The organism is Chryseobacterium piperi, assembly GCF_002285635.2.
GTDB classification, from domain to species: Bacteria; Bacteroidota; Bacteroidia; order Flavobacteriales; family Weeksellaceae; genus Chryseobacterium; species Chryseobacterium piperi.
Map to the genome: position 1 here is coordinate 2,758,789 of NZ_CP023049.2, position 17,107 is coordinate 2,775,895.

Genomic DNA, 17,107 nt, shown 5'->3' on the forward strand with positions numbered 1-17,107 from the left:
TACAAATGAAGAATATTGTAACAGGAATCTGTATCCTGGTTTTTGGACTGGGAAAGCTTTTCGCTCAGGAAAGCACAGAAATCAAAGATGACAGTCGTCTAGACTTCACAGCAAATATTCAAAACAACCACCTATGGAGAGGATTAATTATTACAGATAAGCCTGTAGTAATGGGAAATCTATCTTATGCTTTAGATAAAGAAAAGAAATGGAAAGTGGGAATTTGGGGAGCTTCCGCCTTAGCCGATGACAAGGATGGCACCCACTACAAAGAGATCAATTATTATGTTCAATATTCCGACGGACGTCTTTATATTGCATTATGGGATCTTTTCAATGCCCGCAATATCAATACCGCTGTTGCTTCTGATGATATTTTCAATTACTCAAACAGAAGAACAGCCCATATTATTGATCTGCGTACCAATTATACTTTCGGACCGGCTTTTCCTTTAAATATTGAAGCAGACATTATGCTTTATGGAGGTGCTAATGCAGGAGAAGTAATATTGGAGCCTGATGGAAGCTATAAGAAAAACAGGTATTCTACCTATGTACAGGTAAGTTACCCTGTAATTGCCCACAAAAAAGTAAATCTGGATGCTTTTGTCGGCGGAGGATTTGCACTTAATTCCAGTAGTTTCTTATATGGAAATGGGAAAAACAGCTTTGACATTGTCAATGTTGGCATAAGAGCCAGTAAAGCCCTTAAAATTACGGAACATTATACGCTCCCCGTTTCTATGATGGCGATGTGGAATCCTTCTAATAAATTTGCGAGAATCCAGCTCGCTGCAACTGTATTTTAACATTCAATTTTTATATTTAACAAAAGACCATTCCAAGCAGGAATGGTTTTTTACTTAAAAGACAAAAAAACTTAAAAAAAAATATAATTACCGGGTTTTTACGGTTTAATTTTTGTATCAATAATTTTAATTTTGAGAAAAAAAATATGAAAAAAGCGCTCTGCTTGTTTATTTTATGCATCAGCATTCTCTTTTTCGCTCAAGTTAAAGCTCCTTTTACAGGTAAAAGAAGCTTTACTATTATTGAGGGATATAGCGGCACCGGTACGCCAGCCTACTATCTTGACATCAAAAAAAACGGGGATGTGCACTTTGGCTATGTTCAGGTTAATCAGGCAAATGGTGAAGAAACTACCGAAGAAATGAATGCCGGAAAATATAATTCCAAAGCAATGAAAGTACAATTCAAGAAATTTAATGAGACTTTTCTTGTAAAGTTCGATAAGGAAAATATTTATCTTACCGACGAGAACGGCACTATTCAAAAATCAGAAGACTGTTGTTCCGTTTTGGAATCGGATAAAGAAAGTTGTAATTGTGATAGCACACTGTACCTATGATAAAGTATCTTAACATATTATTCCTCCTTCTTATTGTTTCTTCGTGTCACAAAAAAGAGGTTCATCCCTATACGTTTTATTATTGGAAGACGAAGCTTTCTTTAAATTGGGAAGAGAAAAAAGCTTTGAGCCAGGCGACAGCTCCTTATTTATATACCCGGTTTTTTGATGTTGATAAGATCAATGGAAAATTTCAGCCTGTTGCTGTAACTACTAAAGACAAAAACTTTCAGGCGGGCAAAGCTATTATCCCTGTTGTCTTTATTACCAATCAGGCCTTAGTAGGTATTTCAAAAGATGAAATTACATTTCTGGCTGAGAGCATTAGCCATCTGATCCAAAAGAAAATCACAGAATTTCAATTAAAGGCCAATACCGAAATTCAGATTGACTGCGATTGGACCGCAGGAACAAGGGATGATTATTTTAAATTTTTAAAAGAATTAAAAAAAATCTCCGGAAAAGAAATAAGCTGTACACTACGACTCCATCAGGTAAAAGACAAAGCCCAAACAGGGATCCCACCTGTACAAAGAGTATATTTGATGTGCTACTCTACTTCATCTCCATTGGAAACATCTGACAAGAATTCAATTTTAGATGTCAATATTCTGAAAAGCTATCTTTCGAAACTAGAAGACTACCCTATCAAGAAAATCGAAGTAGCATTACCTATTTATTCCTGGGGAATTATTACCAACCATCTGGGAAAACATAAGCTCATTAATGCTTTATCAAGAAAAGATCTGGAAAATGAAAATTTTAAAAAACTTTCGGAAAACGAAGCTGAAGTTTTAAAAGACGGTTTCTATTTTGGAAGCTACCTAAGCAAAGGCTTCAAAATAAAGGTTGAAGAAATTTCAGATGATCAACTTAAAGATGTCATCACTTTTTTAGATAAAAAAATACCTCAGTACAGTATTATTTATTATCAATTAGACAGTAAATTTGTTAGTAATCAAGACTTTAAACTCATTTCTAAATTCCAAGGTGATTTTTAAAATCACAGGACAATATCAATATCACACCCCCTCTATGAAAAAGTATATCCTTTCTCTTGCCGTTGCTTCTCTTTTTTACACGAAGTATGATGCATGCGCATGGTCTGATCCCGATTATGAATACTTTAATCTATTTACTCAAAGTATCATAAAAGATAAAGCTTACCTTCCTTTTCTTCACAGCTATTCGACAAGATTTTATACTGACTTTAAACCATCGCAGGTTCCGGATGAAAATATCGGAGCCTGGAAAAAATACTTCAATAATCAGCTTAACTATGCCGAGACAGAATACCTGGTGAATAAGGTAAGCATGAACGATCTTAATGAACTGAAAAAGGGGACCCCCAACAACCAGCTATTAAAAAAATTAGGCCCCGGCTTTTATCAAAAATACCATGAAGGAATTGACTACCTCATAGAAGCTAAATATCTTGAACCCTATATGCGAATCAATTTTGTCGCTAATCCGGATTCTTATTTTTATGAAAGAGCGGAGGGAGATAAAAATGCAATGAAGCTAGATTATAATAAAACCATTGCTGCTTTAACGTCTTTATACCATGCAGCTAAAAATCCTGAAATCAAACAACGTTATGGCTATCAGCTGGTACGCTTCAATCATTATACAAGAAATTATGACGCTGCTCTTCAGACATTTAAAACTTACGTAGAGCCTGTCAGAATGAAAAGTGTTCCATACTTTATGGCTTTGGACCAGTTGGCAGGAGCACAACGGGGACTTCATATGAATAGCGATGCCAACTGGAACTTTTTCCAGGTATTTATGAACAGCAGCAGTCGAAAAGAGTCAGCTTTTGTATCTATGAAACTTTCAGATACCGCTTCTTTCAATAATATCCTTAAAAGAGCCGGTACAAGTGATGAAAAGAATATGGCCTATTTTCTTTTAGGGTATGAGGATTTCACGAATCCTATTCCCATCATGGAAAAGATGTATGACATCAATCCTGATTCTGAAATACTGAAAGTAATGGCCGTAAGGAGTATTAATGAGTTAGAAAGAAATTATCTCCCAACCTATTATTATAATTCAGATGATATTGATAATACAGCAACCGCTCAAACTGCAGACTCTAAAGCATCTTCATCGGATAAAATCAAAACAGAGACACCAGCAGTAAAAGAAAAGGAGTTATCATTCTGGCAAAAGATTGTAAGGTTTTTTAAAAATCTTTTCGGCGGATCAAAATCAGATAAAACAGCAAATGGAGATAAGGCAGACCAAAGTGATGATGAACTGCTTGACAACCCAAACAGGCTTCCTTTCTTCTCAAAAAACCATAGTTACTATTGGTATGGAGATGAAAAGCAAAAAAACTTCATCGATGATCTGGAAAAATTCACTGAAAAGACAAAAGAAAAATCTAAAGATGAATACTGGCAAATTGCAGATGCTTATCTAAAATTTTTGAAAAAAGACTATAAGACAAGTACTAAAATTTTAGAGGATATTAAAACAACCAATCCGGAGTATCTTGAGGAAATAAAGAGAATGAAAGTCCTTAATGATATTGTATCCCAGCCCAAAATTACTTCTGAATATGAAGGTCATTTAATGAAGGATTACCCTGAGTATTTTATTGAAAAAGAAGTAAAAAAAGACAGTATCGCCAGTGATTATGATAACTATTATGGACCTGTTCCTTCTACAGCATCATTCCTTAAAGATGTTTTGGCTAACCGTTACTTCTTACAGGGTGAGGATGGAAAATCGTTCTTGATGAGCAATAAGCTTTCCGATCTTCAATACAACCCTAACTCTAGCTTGGTCAAAAGTGTTGAAGATTTTTATAGAAAACCCAACAAGAATCAGTTTGAGCAGCAAATCATCGCCAAAAACATGGATGATGTGGGGAATATTGAAGCTTTCTTCAGCCTTATTTATGGTGATCGTGCGATGAGATTAGCGGACTTCGAAAAAGCCAGATCATACTACCAAAAAGCACAGGATTTTGTTGGAATTCCAAGAATTAATTATGACTGGGTTTCCGAACAACAACCTAAGGTCCCTCATCAATATAAGGCAAATGAATATAATGGCTTCAGAAATATTCCAAGCTATGTTTTCGGACATAACGTTTGGGAGAGCTATCAAAGCGATCCTGCGACCAGTATGAAAAATGAAGATTATTCCCAATTCCCATTCATTAAACCCAATATGAATAAACTGGAATTAGCAGACGCTCTTATTCAGCTCAAGAAAGCAGGCAACGGGAAAGACGAGAAAGCGGCAAAGGCCAACCAACTTATTGGAAATGCATTGTATAATACTTCTATTCTCGGATATTACAGACAGTTATTTGTAATGGATGTCGATAATAGCAATGGTGGAAAATATGATTTCTGGAATACGGATAAAAAGACCCCTTATCAATATTATTATAAAAATTTCCTCGATCGCTCTTATATGGAGCCGGATAATTTTGACCTCGCCATTAATTATTACAAGAAAGCATTAGACCTTTCAACCCAAAAAGAGGAGAAAGCCAGAATACTATTCCAGATGGCAAGTGCTGAACAAGGAAAATATTATCAGTATGAAGCTAAGCATCCTTCTCATATCAGCTATTCTGATCCTAAATATTCAGAGAAAAGTGATGCTTATCAAAAGCAACTGGACGAAACTAAAAACCAAAAATTCCGTACTTATTTTGCTTTGCTGAAAACACAGTACGCGGATACTGAAACGACTAAAAGCTTAATGGGAAGCTGTTCTTATTTCAGTTACTTTATGAAGTAATTATCATGCTTAAATAATAAAAAAGGAATCATAATGATTCCTTTTTTTGTTGTTGCTTCCCTAGCCACTCTTCATGTTTTCTTTTGAAGAACTCATGCTTATAATCCTGATTTCTTTTAGCAGCATCAATAGAATGAGAGGTATGAATATCAACATCATCTTGTGCAAAGTCAGCCAGTTTCTCATAATAAATATGCAATTGATCTAATTCTTTTTCGGATAGATCTTCTATATCTACAATCCGGTTACTTGCTTTTTCATGTGCTGCAATCAGTTCATTAAGCTTAATTTGGATTGCTTTTGAGTCCTTATTTTGAGCTTTTTGGATAAGGAAAACCATTAAAAAAGTGATAATAGTAGTTCCCGTATTAATCACAAGCTGCCATGTTTCTGAATAATGAAAAACGGGACCCGACAGTGCCCAAATGACAACAATTGCAGTGGCTCCAATAAAAGCATACGAACTTCCTGTGAATTTTGTTGCCCAATCCGAAAATTTTTCGAAAAGATTATTTTTCTTATGACTCATTGTTAATCGTATTTTTAATGAATAAATTTATTAAAATAAATAGTTATCCAGATAAATAAAACAACAAATACCAATATTACTTTATTTTTTTCACTCGATGCCACCAAATTAAAAATCCGGTAATGGGTAGAGAGCATCCGATGAGACATACCACAAAATACAGAATAATACTTGGTAGTCCCATTATTTCTCCGGTATGAAGTGGTTTCACTAAAGCAGTAAACTGTTTATTAAGTGGCTTTTCCGAAAATAATTCTTTGGTTTTGAACACCCCTGTCTTATCGAAACTTATTTCATCGGGAAGCATCATTCCCAATAAATTATGAGTATTGGTTTTAATAACAACATATCTGGGATTATCTTTATTGGGCATTTCAATACGGGTTGTTGCATGGTATGGAAGATACTTATCAGACGATACTAAAATCCGATCGATAGATGCTACTTGTGAATTCCTCAAATTCTTTTTTTCATTCTGCTTCTCCAGCATATCCTCAAGAAGGCTTCCAAAAGCATCATTACCATCTTCTTTTTCATTGGCAACAGCTTCTATTGATGAACCGCCTAACGAAATAATCAGTGCATTTTTCACCCAGGGATAAGTCACATAAAGACCGGTTATCGAAATGAAGAAAAGTATTAAAAAAGTGTAAAACCCAAGGGTATTATGGAGATCATAATTCAGTCGCTGAAATTTCGCATTCAGTTTTACCGTTAATCCCTGTTTTAAAAATTTGAGTTTCTTAGGCAGCCAAAGGATCAATCCGGAAATCAATAAAATACAAAACATCAAAACTGAGGCGCCTACAATTTGTCTTCCAACATTTCCCATCATTAGATTTCTATGGATATCAAGAACCATATCAAAAAATCGATTCGCTCCAACATCAGCCTCCCCCAATATCTTTCCGGTATACTGATCATAATAACCGCTTTTATCAAGCTGATTTTCTTTATAAGAAATTACATAACTCCGGCCTTGATGATCCGGGATCAATAAAGAAGTAAGCTCTTTATTATTTCTCAGTAACTCTGCTTTGATCTGATCAGGCTTTATGGGAGACTTTCCATTTGAGTGGATATATACTTTATCTCTATTTGAAAAATCGATGACCTGATTTTTGAAAGCATATAAACATCCTGTTAAGCACATAACAAAAACAATGATACAGGATAAAAGTCCGAGCCACATATGGATGAGCCACATCAGATATTTAAGAATGGACTCCTTCTTTCTTCTTTTTCTATACAGGCTTTTTATTAATGGGGTCATGGTATGAAATAACAAAAACATTAAGACAGTAGTGCTGCCTTAATGTTTTCTAGCTAAAATTAATATGAATGTGTATTTTATTATTTTCGCCCTTTAAACTGAACGTCTTTTACAATTTCTTCAAACTTCGCATAATGCTCCGGACTTAATGCATTTTGAATAGCAGATTTTCTTTGAGTATCAAACTTCTCCCAGTACTCTTTAGCAAGATCATTATTCCCATGATACACATCATGAGCATCACTAAATGTTTTTTCAAACGCATCATTTGCAGCATTAACCACCTTAAACTCTTCTTCAGATAAACCTGCTTCCACTTTAATCTTTTCAAGTAAAGCATTATCATATCTTGGTCTCTTTCTTGAGTTTTCGTTCACAAAAGTTTTAAACTTTTCCATTTGTCCGGCATCTAAAATTTTTGCCATATCAATAGACTGCTGGTTTCTCAATTCTTCATTTTTGATTCCTAAGCCCACTCGATCCATATTTCCTCCCTGCGCTTTTGCTGCCTGGAAATTCTGTTCCTGTAGTTTTTGATATTTAGCCGTGATTTCATCAAAGTTTTTCTCCTGGTCCGGGGTCAATGTCACCTCTTTTTTAAATTGATTATAATCAACTCCCTTTTTCTTATCTCCTGAACATGACATCACCAACAAAGTGGCCAACGCTACTACAACAGTTTTTAAATAATTGTGATTCATTTTTATTTGTATTAAAGTTTTTAAATTTTAGAAGAAATAATTGGCTCCAAACTGATATCTGATCCCATCAATTCTGAAACCGAAATTTGTGGAAGGGTCAGTATTATCATTTCTTATATTCTTATCTAGTAGATTATATACTCCAAATGTGAAACGGACATTCTTATTCAGCTTGTACACCGTTCCTAAATCCCATAAAAAGTATGCTGGTATCGGATATTCTTGCGCTCTTCCTCTGGAAACTCCTGGCTGACTCTCGCTTCTATAATTTCCTCTGGACCAAAATTCAAAACGATCGGTTGCTTTCCATGAAAGGTTGGCGTTAACCATGTGTTTAGGGATTCTGGCATAAGGTTTTTTGTAGAGTTGAGGAATTTCATTGGAGGTGATTTTTGTATCGGTATAAGTATAGTTTGTTCTCAATACGATATCTTTAGAAACATTTATTCCAAGGTTCGCTTCCATACCTATACTGTTTGCCTTACCCAAGTTTTCCCTTGTTGAAATGAAGTCATAGACGTGGTTATATAAACTTTCAAATGGTGCACATTCTTCACTATTATTACATTTTCTGATTTCTACCAATTTGTTTCTAAAATCAGTATTAAAACCAGTAACGCTTACGTTGATTATTTTTTTATCATCTTCAAACATCACAGTAACTTCCTGGTTAAAACTTTTCTCTGGTTGAAGATCTTTATTACCGATAATAACTCCATCTTGAGATCCTCCACCCGTTACTTGTCCCCAAAAAGGATTTACAGCTCTCAATCCAGGTGCTTTATATCCCCATGAAGCTCCTCCTTTTAGGGTAAAATTATTGGTAACATTCCACACCAGATATCCTCTTGGTGTAAAATTAGCTCCGTAATTCTGATCATTATCTAAACGCGCTCCTGTAACTAAGTGAAGTCTTTCAATTAATCTCCAGTTCCCCTCAGCAAAGGCTGACCAGTTCCAACGGGTTAACTCGCTTACCACATCATTTTCTGATTTCAGTTTATTTCCCAAATCATTCAGCCTTTCATATCTATATTCCGCTCCAAAACTGATCACATGTTGTTTTATATTGAAATTGTTAAGACTATAGGCCACAAAAGTCTCATACCTCATATCCCTGTTAGGGTTATTGGTATTATCGTATTGTAAATAAGAATTGGTATGAAAATTAGAATAGTCTCCTCTATGGCTTAATGACAGTACATTTCTTTCATAATTATTTCGTGAACTCTTAGCATTGGCAGCTAATGAATATCCTGGATTCTGATTTCTCTCCTGACGGTTATAATCATAATTTAATTTGAATATATCTTTTTTACCAGGAGTAAGGCTAATCTCCGTACCAAAAGCTTTAATAACTCTTTCTGTAAATCCACCTACGAATTTATCTTCATTTCTATCAGAGTAACTTCCGGTAATCTTCATCTGAAGCATATCTTTTACCAGTGCCCCTGCAGTATAGCCATCAATTTGGTAGGTATTCCCTGATTCTTTGTGAACTTGTTGTATTAAGCTGGTACCTACGGACCCTCTCCAATTACTTGTGAGTTTTTTAGTAATAATATTGATCACTCCTCCCATAGCATCTGAACCATATAAAGAAGACATAGGACCTTTAACCACTTCAATTCTCTCGATCGTTTCTAATGGCGGCATCCACCCCTGTTCAATTCCGGGGCCATCAGAGTTTGGTCTTGTTTCTCTTGTATTAATTCTTTTTCCGTCAATTAAGACTAATGTCTGGCCTGATTCAGCTCCTCTTATTGAAAAATCACTAGTACTTCCTCCTCCTGTAATAAAAACTCCCGGAACATCTTGCAATGCGTCGGTAATATCTCTATAAGCTCTCTTTTTAAGGTCCGCCTGAGTAATAACTGAGATTGTTGCTGGGGTATCTCTGATTTTCTGAGCATATCCCGATCCTGTTATCACCACCTCGTCAATATCATTACTCTTTAAAGTATCTTTAATTTTTTGAGCATTTATTAAAGTCGTTCCTAAAACGAGTAAAGAAAAAGATACGATTCTATTCATCAATAATTTTTTTGCAAAACTATTATTTTTAATAATTCTAAATAAATAATAGAATGTGATATATCTCATTGCCAAGAATTACCAATTATAAAATTCTTTCATCCCTTCCGGATTAATAAAGAAAATTATAATCATAAATCCTTTGAACTAATAAATAAAAAATAAGCAACTAGTTAGTTACTTATTTTAAAATTCCAATCTGTATTTTTTTCTCAAAGAGAGATCATCAATCATTTTATATTGATTCAAACTGAATAAATATATTCATTATAGCATGGCATTATGAAAATTTTATTCCTGAATAGAGATGTTCGTCTTTGAGATTCATTTCTAGTAAAACCCGTTTTGTAGAGGATATTAAATATTTCTTGTCATTTACTACATTAAAATTTATAATTAACCTGAACCGAAAAATTCCTAGGTTGAATCTGATCTATATAACCTCCTCTGAAATATGAATTATAGCCTACCGCATCAAAAATATTATTGAAAAATACTCTCAGTCCAAGTCCTCTTTTGAAAGTATAACCTACTTGTGCATCTACTGTTGTATAGTCAGGCATATTAAACGGTTTTTCGCCAAGCTGAGTGCCGTTAACATAAGCATTTGCAGCAGCAGCATATTTATAGTCATCAACAGGTCTTGTCCCTACATAATAGATTCCTGCACCAACATCCAATCCACTTAAAGCATCTGTATCAAATCTGTAATTTAGCCAAGCATTAGCCGTATTCTTAGGGGTATTAAGCGGAGCTGACCCGCTAACAAATGAAGGACTGTTCCTATATTGCGCATCCACATAAGCCCATCCTGTCATAACTTGAAGGTTTGGAAGTATTTTTCCTATCAATTCCACTTCTACTCCTTTTCTTTTTAGCTCTCCTGCTATAGCATATTTTCCAGTTCTGGTTCCTGCCCCTGCCCCGGTTCCTCCAGCTAATATTTCATATGATAAATTATCCGTGTTAATATTGAATAACGTAACATTGAATCTTAATTTTTCATTCAGCCAATCCGATTTGATCCCGGCTTCCCATTGCTTAGTAGTAGAAGGACCTACTGTCCCACCATCGAATAACGGATTATTAGCAAGTCTTAAAGAAGTAGTACTGGTGTAAGAACCAAAAACATTCATGTTCTCAATCGGTGAAATCATAATTCCCAAGGATGGATTCCAAGCATAAGTAGCCTCCTTATCCGACCCTATTAATCTGCTGTATCGTATCCCTAAGTGAGCTTTGATATATTTATTAAAAGTAATAACATCCTGAGCCATTAAACCCATTGTTGGGGTAACAGCAACTACTGGCTGTCTATTATTTAATAACTCAAAGTTTTTCCTATCAATCGTAGACGGAAGGATATTATTAATTTCATTCAAAACATTAATATCATCAACCGTTTTAGCTCTATAAGCAGTTGTTGTAACATTAGACTCTCTCCAATCAAATCCAACCTGAAAGGTATGTTTCATAAACCCGGTCATTACATCCGCGCCAATAAAATCAAACTGAAGTACTTTGTTTAAATCCTCCCTATCAGATCTAGCCAATGTTCTTTTACGGAATTCATTTGGATTCTTTATATCTATTGGCGCCAGAGCAGCACCTATAATTTCTGACTGATAAGAAGAGCTCATGAAAGCAGCTCGTAATTTTAATTTATCAGTTAACTTTCTTGTTGCTGTGGTAGAAAAGTTAAATGTCTCAATCCTTGCATTATCAGTAGAAAAACCAAGAAATTTTCTGCCTGGCATTCTGTATATAGCCTCAGTATCACCTTTTGCCAAGTTTACAGTTCCCCTATCCGGCGTTGTATTGTTAAGCATATAATCCATCTCCATCACAATCTCAGTTTTATCATCAGGACGAATCGCAATAGACGGATTTACATAAATACGATCTGTATGAACAAATCTTCTGAAACTATTGTTGTCCTGATAAGCTGCATTCAATCTTACCGCTACTTTTCCTTGAGCATCTAAAACCCTTTGGAAGTCTATTGTTGGTCTATAAAAATCCCAACTTCCATATCTAAATCCTACATTAGTCTGATCAATGAATTTTGGAACCTTAGTTACTACATTAATCACTCCTCCTGCTGCTCCCAGTCCGTCTCCGATCCCCTGTGTCACAGCAGCCGAACCTTTAATTACCTGAATACTTTCCACTCCTTGCATATCGGTCAACATGGAACCTGTACGGAAATCAGAATCCACCTGAACACCATTCTTTAGAACTGGGACTCCTCTATATCCACGTATTGACATACTTTCTCTTATCCCTCCATAACTTCCGAACTGAGTAACCCCAGGAATATTTTTGGCAACATCAGTAACCGTCAATCCCCCTAACTCTTCTATTACTTTATAAGAGATTACAGAAATACTCTGGATCTGATCCCTCGTTTTAAGCGGCAATCTTGTGATCGCTTCTAAACCTTTAGGTTGTTGTTTTCTTTCACCAAACAATTCTATCTCTTCAATTTTACTTTCTTTTTTAATCGAATCATTCACTCGCTGCGCGTTTGCTAAAGCCCCGCCCAATGCAAGCAGTGAAAAGGATACAATTTTTTTCATCAAATATAAGTTTTGATAAAAATATTATTTTTATTAATTCTAAATAACAAATAATCAATGACATATCTCATCAGATAAAATTATCATTTGTGAAATTTAAATAAAACACCATCATAAAAAATAAATGAATAAACATAATTTATTTTATGCCTTAAATACTCTAAATAACAATCAACATTTTGTTGATCTATTAATAAAAACATCTACTATATCCTTTTTAAGATCTTTTATAAACTTATTAAATTCAACCCATTAATATGAAAATATATAATTTTATACTTTACATTAAATCAATTGAATATATCTCTGTGTAAAAACATTAATCTTTATTTACAAACATTTAATCAATCCTATAGTATCTGACAAATAATAAAAAATCCGCTCCTTAAAAAGGAACGGATTTTTATATAATCACGGCTTAAGTGCACGTTATCACACTTTAATTTCTACGTCAACACCGCTTGGTAACTCTAATTTCATTAGAGCATCCACAGTTTTAGAAGAAGAAGAATAGATATCCATCAATCTCTTGTGAGCAGATAATTGGAACTGTTCTCTAGCTTTTTTGTTAACGTGTGGAGATCTCAACACAGTGAAGATTCTCTTATTTGTAGGTAATGGAATTGGTCCGTTTACAACAGCACCAGTAGCCTTTACCGTTTTTACGATTTTCTCAGCAGACTTGTCTACCAAGTTGTAATCGTAAGATTTTAGTTTTATTCTGATTCTTTGTGACATTTCTTTAATTTAAAAATTAACCTTTTGCTTTAGCAATGATTTCTTCAGCAACGTTTTGTGGAGTTGGTAAATACTTCTCTAATTCCATAGAAGAAGTAGCTCTTCCTGATGAAAGTGTTCTTAGAGTTGTTACATAACCAAACATTTCAGAAAGTGGAACAGAACCTTTGATTACAACAGCTCCATTTTTCTCTTCCTGACCACTGATTGTACCTCTTCTCTTGTTAAGGTCACCAATAATGTTACCCATATATTCTTCCGGAGTTACAACCTCCAATTTCATAATAGGCTCCATGATTACTGGTTTCGCAGCTTTACCAGCTTCCTTGAAACCAAGCTTAGCAGCTAATTCGAAAGAAAGTGCATCAGAATCCACCGCGTGGAAAGATCCATCTTTAAGAGTAACTTTAATACCTTCAACTTCGAAACCAGCCAAAGGACCGTTCTTCATTGCAGCTTTAAAGCCTTTTTCAATTGCAGGAACAAATTCTCTAGGAACGTTACCACCTTTGATCTCATTGACGAATTCTAAACCAATTTTACCTTCGTCCGCAGGTCCAAGTTCAAATACAATATCAGCAAATTTACCTTTACCACCAGATTGCTTTTTGTAAACTTCTCTGTGGCTTGCAACTTTTGTTAAGTTTTCTTTGTACTCTACCTGAGGCTGTCCTTGGTTTACTTCAACTTTGAATTCTCTTCTCATACGATCTACAATGATATCCAAGTGAAGCTCACCCATACCAGAGATAATCGTTTGTCCAGAAGCTTCGTCAGTTCTTACAGTAAACGTTGGATCTTCTTCAGCCAATTTAGCTAAAGCGTTACCCATTTTATCCTGGTCAGCTTTAGTTTTAGGCTCAACAGCGATACCAATTACCGGATCAGGGAAAACCATCGATTCAAGAACGATTGGGTTTTTCTCGTCACACATAGTATCACCAGTTTTGATAGATTTGAATCCTACCGCTGCACCAATATCACCAGCTTCAATATATTCTACTGGATTTTGCTTGTTAGCGTGCATTTGGTAAATTCTAGAGATTCTTTCTTTATCTCCTGAACGAGTGTTCAAGATATAAGAACCTGCATCTAGTCTTCCAGAGTATGCTCTGAAGAATGCTAATCTTCCCACGAATGGGTCAGTAGCAATCTTAAATGCTAAAGCCGAGAAAGGCTCATTTACGTCTGGTTTTCTTGTAATCTCAGCGTCTGTTCTTGGATCAGTACCTTTGATATCATCTTTATCCAATGGAGAAGGCAAGTATTTACATACTGCATCCAACATAAACTGTACTCCTTTATTTTTGAATGAAGAACCACAAGTCATTGGGATAATAGATAAATCGATAGTAGCTTTTCTAAGCGCTTCGTTGATTTCTTCTTCAGAGATTGAATCCGGATCTTCGAAGAATTTCTCCATCAAAGTATCATCGTAGTCAGCAACAGCTTCTACTAATTTCTCTCTATATTCAAGAACTTCAGCCTTCATGTCTTCAGGAATTGGCACTACTTCGAAAGTAGCTCCTTGTCCCGCTTCATCCCAGATGATAGCTCTGTTTTTAATTAAGTCAACAACACCTTTAAAGTCTTCTTCAGCACCGATAGGTAAAACGATTGGAACTGCATTAGATCCTAACATAGTCTTAACCTGGTTTACCACGTTAAGGAAGTCAGCACCTTGTCTGTCCATTTTGTTTACAAATCCCATTCTCGCTACTTTGTAGTTGTCAGCAAGTCTCCAGTTTGTTTCAGACTGAGGCTCTACTCCATCTACCGCAGAGAATAAGAATACCAATCCATCTAATACTCTTAAAGATCTGTTTACTTCTACTGTGAAGTCAACGTGTCCCGGTGTATCGATGATGTTGAAGTGATAAGGTTTAGTATCTGCAACAGGTTTTCCTTGATCCGTTGGAAAGTTCCAAGAACAAGTAGTAGCAGCAGAAGTAATAGTAATACCTCTTTCAGCTTCCTGCTCCATCCAGTCCATTGTAGAAGCACCATCATGAACTTCTCCAATTTTGTGGTTTACTCCTGTATAGAATAAAATCCTTTCCGTAGTGGTAGTTTTACCAGCATCAATATGCGCAGCAATACCAATATTTCTTGTAAATTTAAGATCTCTTCCCATTTCAGATTAGAATTTAAAGTGTGAAAACGCTTTGTTAGCTTCCGCCATTTTGTGAGTATCACTCTTTTTCTTGTAAGCAGCACCTTCTTCTCTTGAAGCAGCTACTACTTCGTTAGCTAATTTCAAAGCCATAGACTTATCATTTCTAGCTTTAGAATATTTAATTAACCATTTCATTGCCATAGAAATTTTTCTGTCAGCTCTGATTGGCATAGGAATTTGGAAGTTAGCTCCACCTACTCTTCTAGAACGTACTTCTACGTGAGGCATTACATTTGTAAGTGCATCTTTCCAGATTTCAAGGGCAGTCTTTTCAGTTTCTCCTTTTTTATTTTCTACGATTTCTAATGCATCATAGAAAATTTTGAATGCGATAGACTTTTTACCGTCTAGCATTAAGTTGTTTACAAATCTTGTTACCAATTGATCATTAAATTTTGGATCTGGTAACAACGGTCTTTTTTTCGCTTTTGTCTTTCTCATTGTTTCTGTACCTTATTTAATGATTATTTTTTCTTTCCTTTAGCTGGTGCAGCTGCTGCTTGACCTGGTTTAGGTCTCTTAGCTCCGTACTTAGATCTTCTCTGCGTTCTTCCATTTACACCTGCTGTGTCTAATGCACCTCTTACGATGTGGTAACGTACTCCCGGTAGGTCTTTCACCCTTCCGCCTCTTACCAATACTATCGAGTGCTCTTGAAGATTATGTCCTTCGCCCGGGATGTAGGCGTTGACTTCTTTACCATTAGAAAGTCTTACCCTTGCAACTTTTCTAAGTGCAGAGTTAGGTTTCTTAGGAGTGGTAGTATATACTCTCGTACATACACCTCGTCTTTGTGGACAAGAATCAAGGGCAGCCGATTTGCTCTTCTTGGCAAGCGTGGCTCTTCCTTTTCTTACTAATTGTTGAATAGTAGGCATTTAATTGCTTTTTATTTTAAGCTGCAAAAATAAGAATATTTTTTTAATTAGCAAGCAGTTATATATTTATTTGTATCAATTTAGGAAACTCAAAACGATTATTTGAAGATTTCCCGAATCACTTTTCCTTTTGCATATTGCAGTTGAAAGCCCAAAAGTTCAGCCATTGTACTTGTGATATCAATTTGTCCGTAATCACCTGTACTCAATGTCATATTTTTTTTAAAATCAGGTCCCATGGCAAAAAATTCAATATGTCTGCATCCCTCACAACTATCTCCGTGATTAGCAAACCCTCCTCTTGAATCTATGTGTCTGCCGTGATCATTGGATACAATAAGTGTTGTTTTGTCTTTATAAGCAGGAAGCGACTGAACATGATCCCAGATTTCCTTAATGGATGCATCTGTAGTTTTTATAGCATTAATATACCCGTTCCAGTCATTTGCGTGCCCTCTGGAGTCTACATCTTTCAAATTAATGACAATGATATTCGGTGAATAGGTCGTCATCACAGATTTTACATTCGATACAGTTACTGCATCCTCGCGATACCCTGAACCATTTCCACTAATACCACAATCAGCACTAGGTTGAAATTTATTTTTCCAGTCTGCCTGTTTGCAGTTATTAAGTACCTCAAGTTTATCTTTGGAAGAGATAATCCATGCTTTTGTTTTAGCAGCCCCTGAATATTTTAGCCACTGCTGCATAACAGAAGGAAAGCCCGGTAGCTCTGTCCCATCATTTTTAATACTCTCATATACTCCGCTACACATCGCACTGTGTCCCGGATTCGTGTTGGTAGTTCCGTTATTTTTAAAGTTATCAATAAATACTCCTTCTTTCAAAAGGCTCACCCTGTTCGGAATATTTGCTCTCGAAGCCGAATTCCAGGTTTCGGACATACGCGGTCCGTCTACGACTAATAAAATAACATTTTTGGTTTGATATTTTTCAACATTCGGGGTTGTGCTTTCGCTGTCATTACCCGCACATGAAAAAATCAAAAATAAAAACATACAATAAGATACAATTTTTCTCATCTTTTAAAAATTTGTGGAT

The 17,107-nt window shown here is 35.5% G+C and carries 14 protein-coding genes; 4 read left to right on the top strand and 10 right to left on the bottom strand.

Translation table 11 applies throughout. The features are described 5' to 3' along the window. Positions 1 to 5 precede the first annotated feature (5 nt). The 4 genes from CJF12_RS12095 (at position 6) to CJF12_RS12110 (ending at position 5,134) form a co-directional block, all read left to right on the top strand. Complete coding sequence (locus tag CJF12_RS12095; RefSeq protein ID WP_034684813.1) at positions 6 to 809, top strand: hypothetical protein; 804 nt, start codon at positions 6 to 8, stop codon at positions 807 to 809. Between the two features lie 146 nt (positions 810 to 955). After that, entirely contained in the window at positions 956 to 1,369 is a 414-nt protein-coding gene (locus tag CJF12_RS12100; protein WP_034684811.1) for a hypothetical protein, read from the top strand. Beyond that, positions 1,366 to 2,370, top strand: coding sequence for a hypothetical protein (locus CJF12_RS12105; RefSeq protein ID WP_051887282.1), 1,005 nt, complete (start codon positions 1,366 to 1,368; stop codon positions 2,368 to 2,370). The genes CJF12_RS12100 and CJF12_RS12105 overlap by 4 nt, the downstream gene beginning before the upstream one ends. A gap of 34 nt (positions 2,371 to 2,404) precedes the next feature. After that, positions 2,405 to 5,134: a hypothetical protein gene (locus CJF12_RS12110; protein ID WP_034684810.1), complete on the top strand. Its 2,730-nt coding sequence runs from the start codon at positions 2,405 to 2,407 to the stop codon at positions 5,132 to 5,134. Between the two features lie 28 nt (positions 5,135 to 5,162). On the opposite strand, the gene CJF12_RS12115 is transcribed toward CJF12_RS12110, so the two are convergent. The 10 genes from CJF12_RS12115 to CJF12_RS12160 all read right to left on the bottom strand — a co-directional run bounded on the left by CJF12_RS12115 (position 5,163) and on the right by CJF12_RS12160 (position 17,088). Further along, the gene (locus tag CJF12_RS12115; RefSeq protein ID WP_034684807.1) at positions 5,163 to 5,663 is read right to left on the bottom strand and encodes a low affinity iron permease family protein; all 501 of its coding nucleotides are present in this window, start codon (positions 5,661 to 5,663) and stop codon (positions 5,163 to 5,165) included. Between the two features lie 76 nt (positions 5,664 to 5,739). Further along, positions 5,740 to 6,936 carry a PepSY-associated TM helix domain-containing protein gene (locus CJF12_RS12120; protein WP_034684806.1) on the bottom strand — a complete coding sequence of 399 codons (1,197 nt, stop codon included), beginning with the start codon at positions 6,934 to 6,936 and terminating at the stop codon, positions 5,740 to 5,742. Between the two features lie 80 nt (positions 6,937 to 7,016). Next, a complete protein-coding gene (locus tag CJF12_RS12125; RefSeq protein ID WP_034684805.1) occupies positions 7,017 to 7,637 on the bottom strand; it encodes a hypothetical protein in 621 nt (206 codons plus the stop codon). Positions 7,638 to 7,664: 27 nt separating this feature from the next. Continuing rightward, positions 7,665 to 9,671, bottom strand: a complete 2,007-nt coding sequence (locus CJF12_RS12130; protein WP_034684803.1) for a TonB-dependent receptor domain-containing protein — start codon at positions 9,669 to 9,671, stop codon at positions 7,665 to 7,667. Between the two features lie 383 nt (positions 9,672 to 10,054). Next, entirely contained in the window at positions 10,055 to 12,250 is a 2,196-nt protein-coding gene (locus tag CJF12_RS12135; protein ID WP_034684801.1) for a TonB-dependent siderophore receptor, read from the bottom strand. 432 nt (positions 12,251 to 12,682) lie between these two features. Continuing rightward, positions 12,683 to 12,988 carry a 30S ribosomal protein S10 gene (gene rpsJ, locus CJF12_RS12140; RefSeq protein ID WP_002661363.1) on the bottom strand — a complete coding sequence of 102 codons (306 nt, stop codon included), beginning with the start codon at positions 12,986 to 12,988 and terminating at the stop codon, positions 12,683 to 12,685. Between the two features lie 16 nt (positions 12,989 to 13,004). Further along, positions 13,005 to 15,122, bottom strand: coding sequence for an elongation factor G (gene fusA, locus CJF12_RS12145; RefSeq protein ID WP_034684799.1), 2,118 nt, complete (start codon positions 15,120 to 15,122; stop codon positions 13,005 to 13,007). Positions 15,123 to 15,128: 6 nt separating this feature from the next. After that, the gene (rpsG, locus tag CJF12_RS12150; RefSeq protein ID WP_034684795.1) at positions 15,129 to 15,605 is read right to left on the bottom strand and encodes a 30S ribosomal protein S7; all 477 of its coding nucleotides are present in this window, start codon (positions 15,603 to 15,605) and stop codon (positions 15,129 to 15,131) included. 23 nt (positions 15,606 to 15,628) lie between these two features. Next, positions 15,629 to 16,042, bottom strand: a complete 414-nt coding sequence (rpsL, locus tag CJF12_RS12155) for a 30S ribosomal protein S12 (RefSeq protein WP_002983146.1) — start codon at positions 16,040 to 16,042, stop codon at positions 15,629 to 15,631. Between the two features lie 98 nt (positions 16,043 to 16,140). Then, positions 16,141 to 17,088 carry a sulfatase-like hydrolase/transferase gene (locus CJF12_RS12160; protein WP_034684793.1) on the bottom strand — a complete coding sequence of 316 codons (948 nt, stop codon included), beginning with the start codon at positions 17,086 to 17,088 and terminating at the stop codon, positions 16,141 to 16,143. Positions 17,089 to 17,107 lie beyond the last annotated feature (19 nt).

Excerpts from the sequence above, each read along its gene's own strand:
- CJF12_RS12095 (WP_034684813.1), top strand. The coding sequence starts at position 6 with ATGAAGAATATTGTAACAGGAATCTGTATCCTGGTTTTTGGACTGGGA.
- CJF12_RS12100 (WP_034684811.1), top strand. The coding sequence starts at position 956 with ATGAAAAAAGCGCTCTGCTTGTTTATTTTATGCATCAGCATTCTCTTT.
- CJF12_RS12105 (WP_051887282.1), top strand. The coding sequence starts at position 1,366 with ATGATAAAGTATCTTAACATATTATTCCTCCTTCTTATTGTTTCTTCG.
- CJF12_RS12110 (WP_034684810.1), top strand. The coding sequence starts at position 2,405 with ATGAAAAAGTATATCCTTTCTCTTGCCGTTGCTTCTCTTTTTTACACG.
- CJF12_RS12115 (WP_034684807.1), bottom strand. The coding sequence starts at position 5,663 with ATGAGTCATAAGAAAAATAATCTTTTCGAAAAATTTTCGGATTGGGCA.
- CJF12_RS12120 (WP_034684806.1), bottom strand. The coding sequence starts at position 6,936 with ATGACCCCATTAATAAAAAGCCTGTATAGAAAAAGAAGAAAGAAGGAG.
- CJF12_RS12125 (WP_034684805.1), bottom strand. The coding sequence starts at position 7,637 with ATGAATCACAATTATTTAAAAACTGTTGTAGTAGCGTTGGCCACTTTG.
- CJF12_RS12130 (WP_034684803.1), bottom strand. The coding sequence starts at position 9,671 with ATGAATAGAATCGTATCTTTTTCTTTACTCGTTTTAGGAACGACTTTA.
- CJF12_RS12135 (WP_034684801.1), bottom strand. The coding sequence starts at position 12,250 with ATGAAAAAAATTGTATCCTTTTCACTGCTTGCATTGGGCGGGGCTTTA.
- rpsJ (WP_002661363.1), bottom strand. The coding sequence starts at position 12,988 with ATGTCACAAAGAATCAGAATAAAACTAAAATCTTACGATTACAACTTG.
- fusA (WP_034684799.1), bottom strand. The coding sequence starts at position 15,122 with ATGGGAAGAGATCTTAAATTTACAAGAAATATTGGTATTGCTGCGCAT.
- rpsG (WP_034684795.1), bottom strand. The coding sequence starts at position 15,605 with ATGAGAAAGACAAAAGCGAAAAAAAGACCGTTGTTACCAGATCCAAAA.
- rpsL (WP_002983146.1), bottom strand. The coding sequence starts at position 16,042 with ATGCCTACTATTCAACAATTAGTAAGAAAAGGAAGAGCCACGCTTGCC.
- CJF12_RS12160 (WP_034684793.1), bottom strand. The coding sequence starts at position 17,088 with ATGAGAAAAATTGTATCTTATTGTATGTTTTTATTTTTGATTTTTTCA.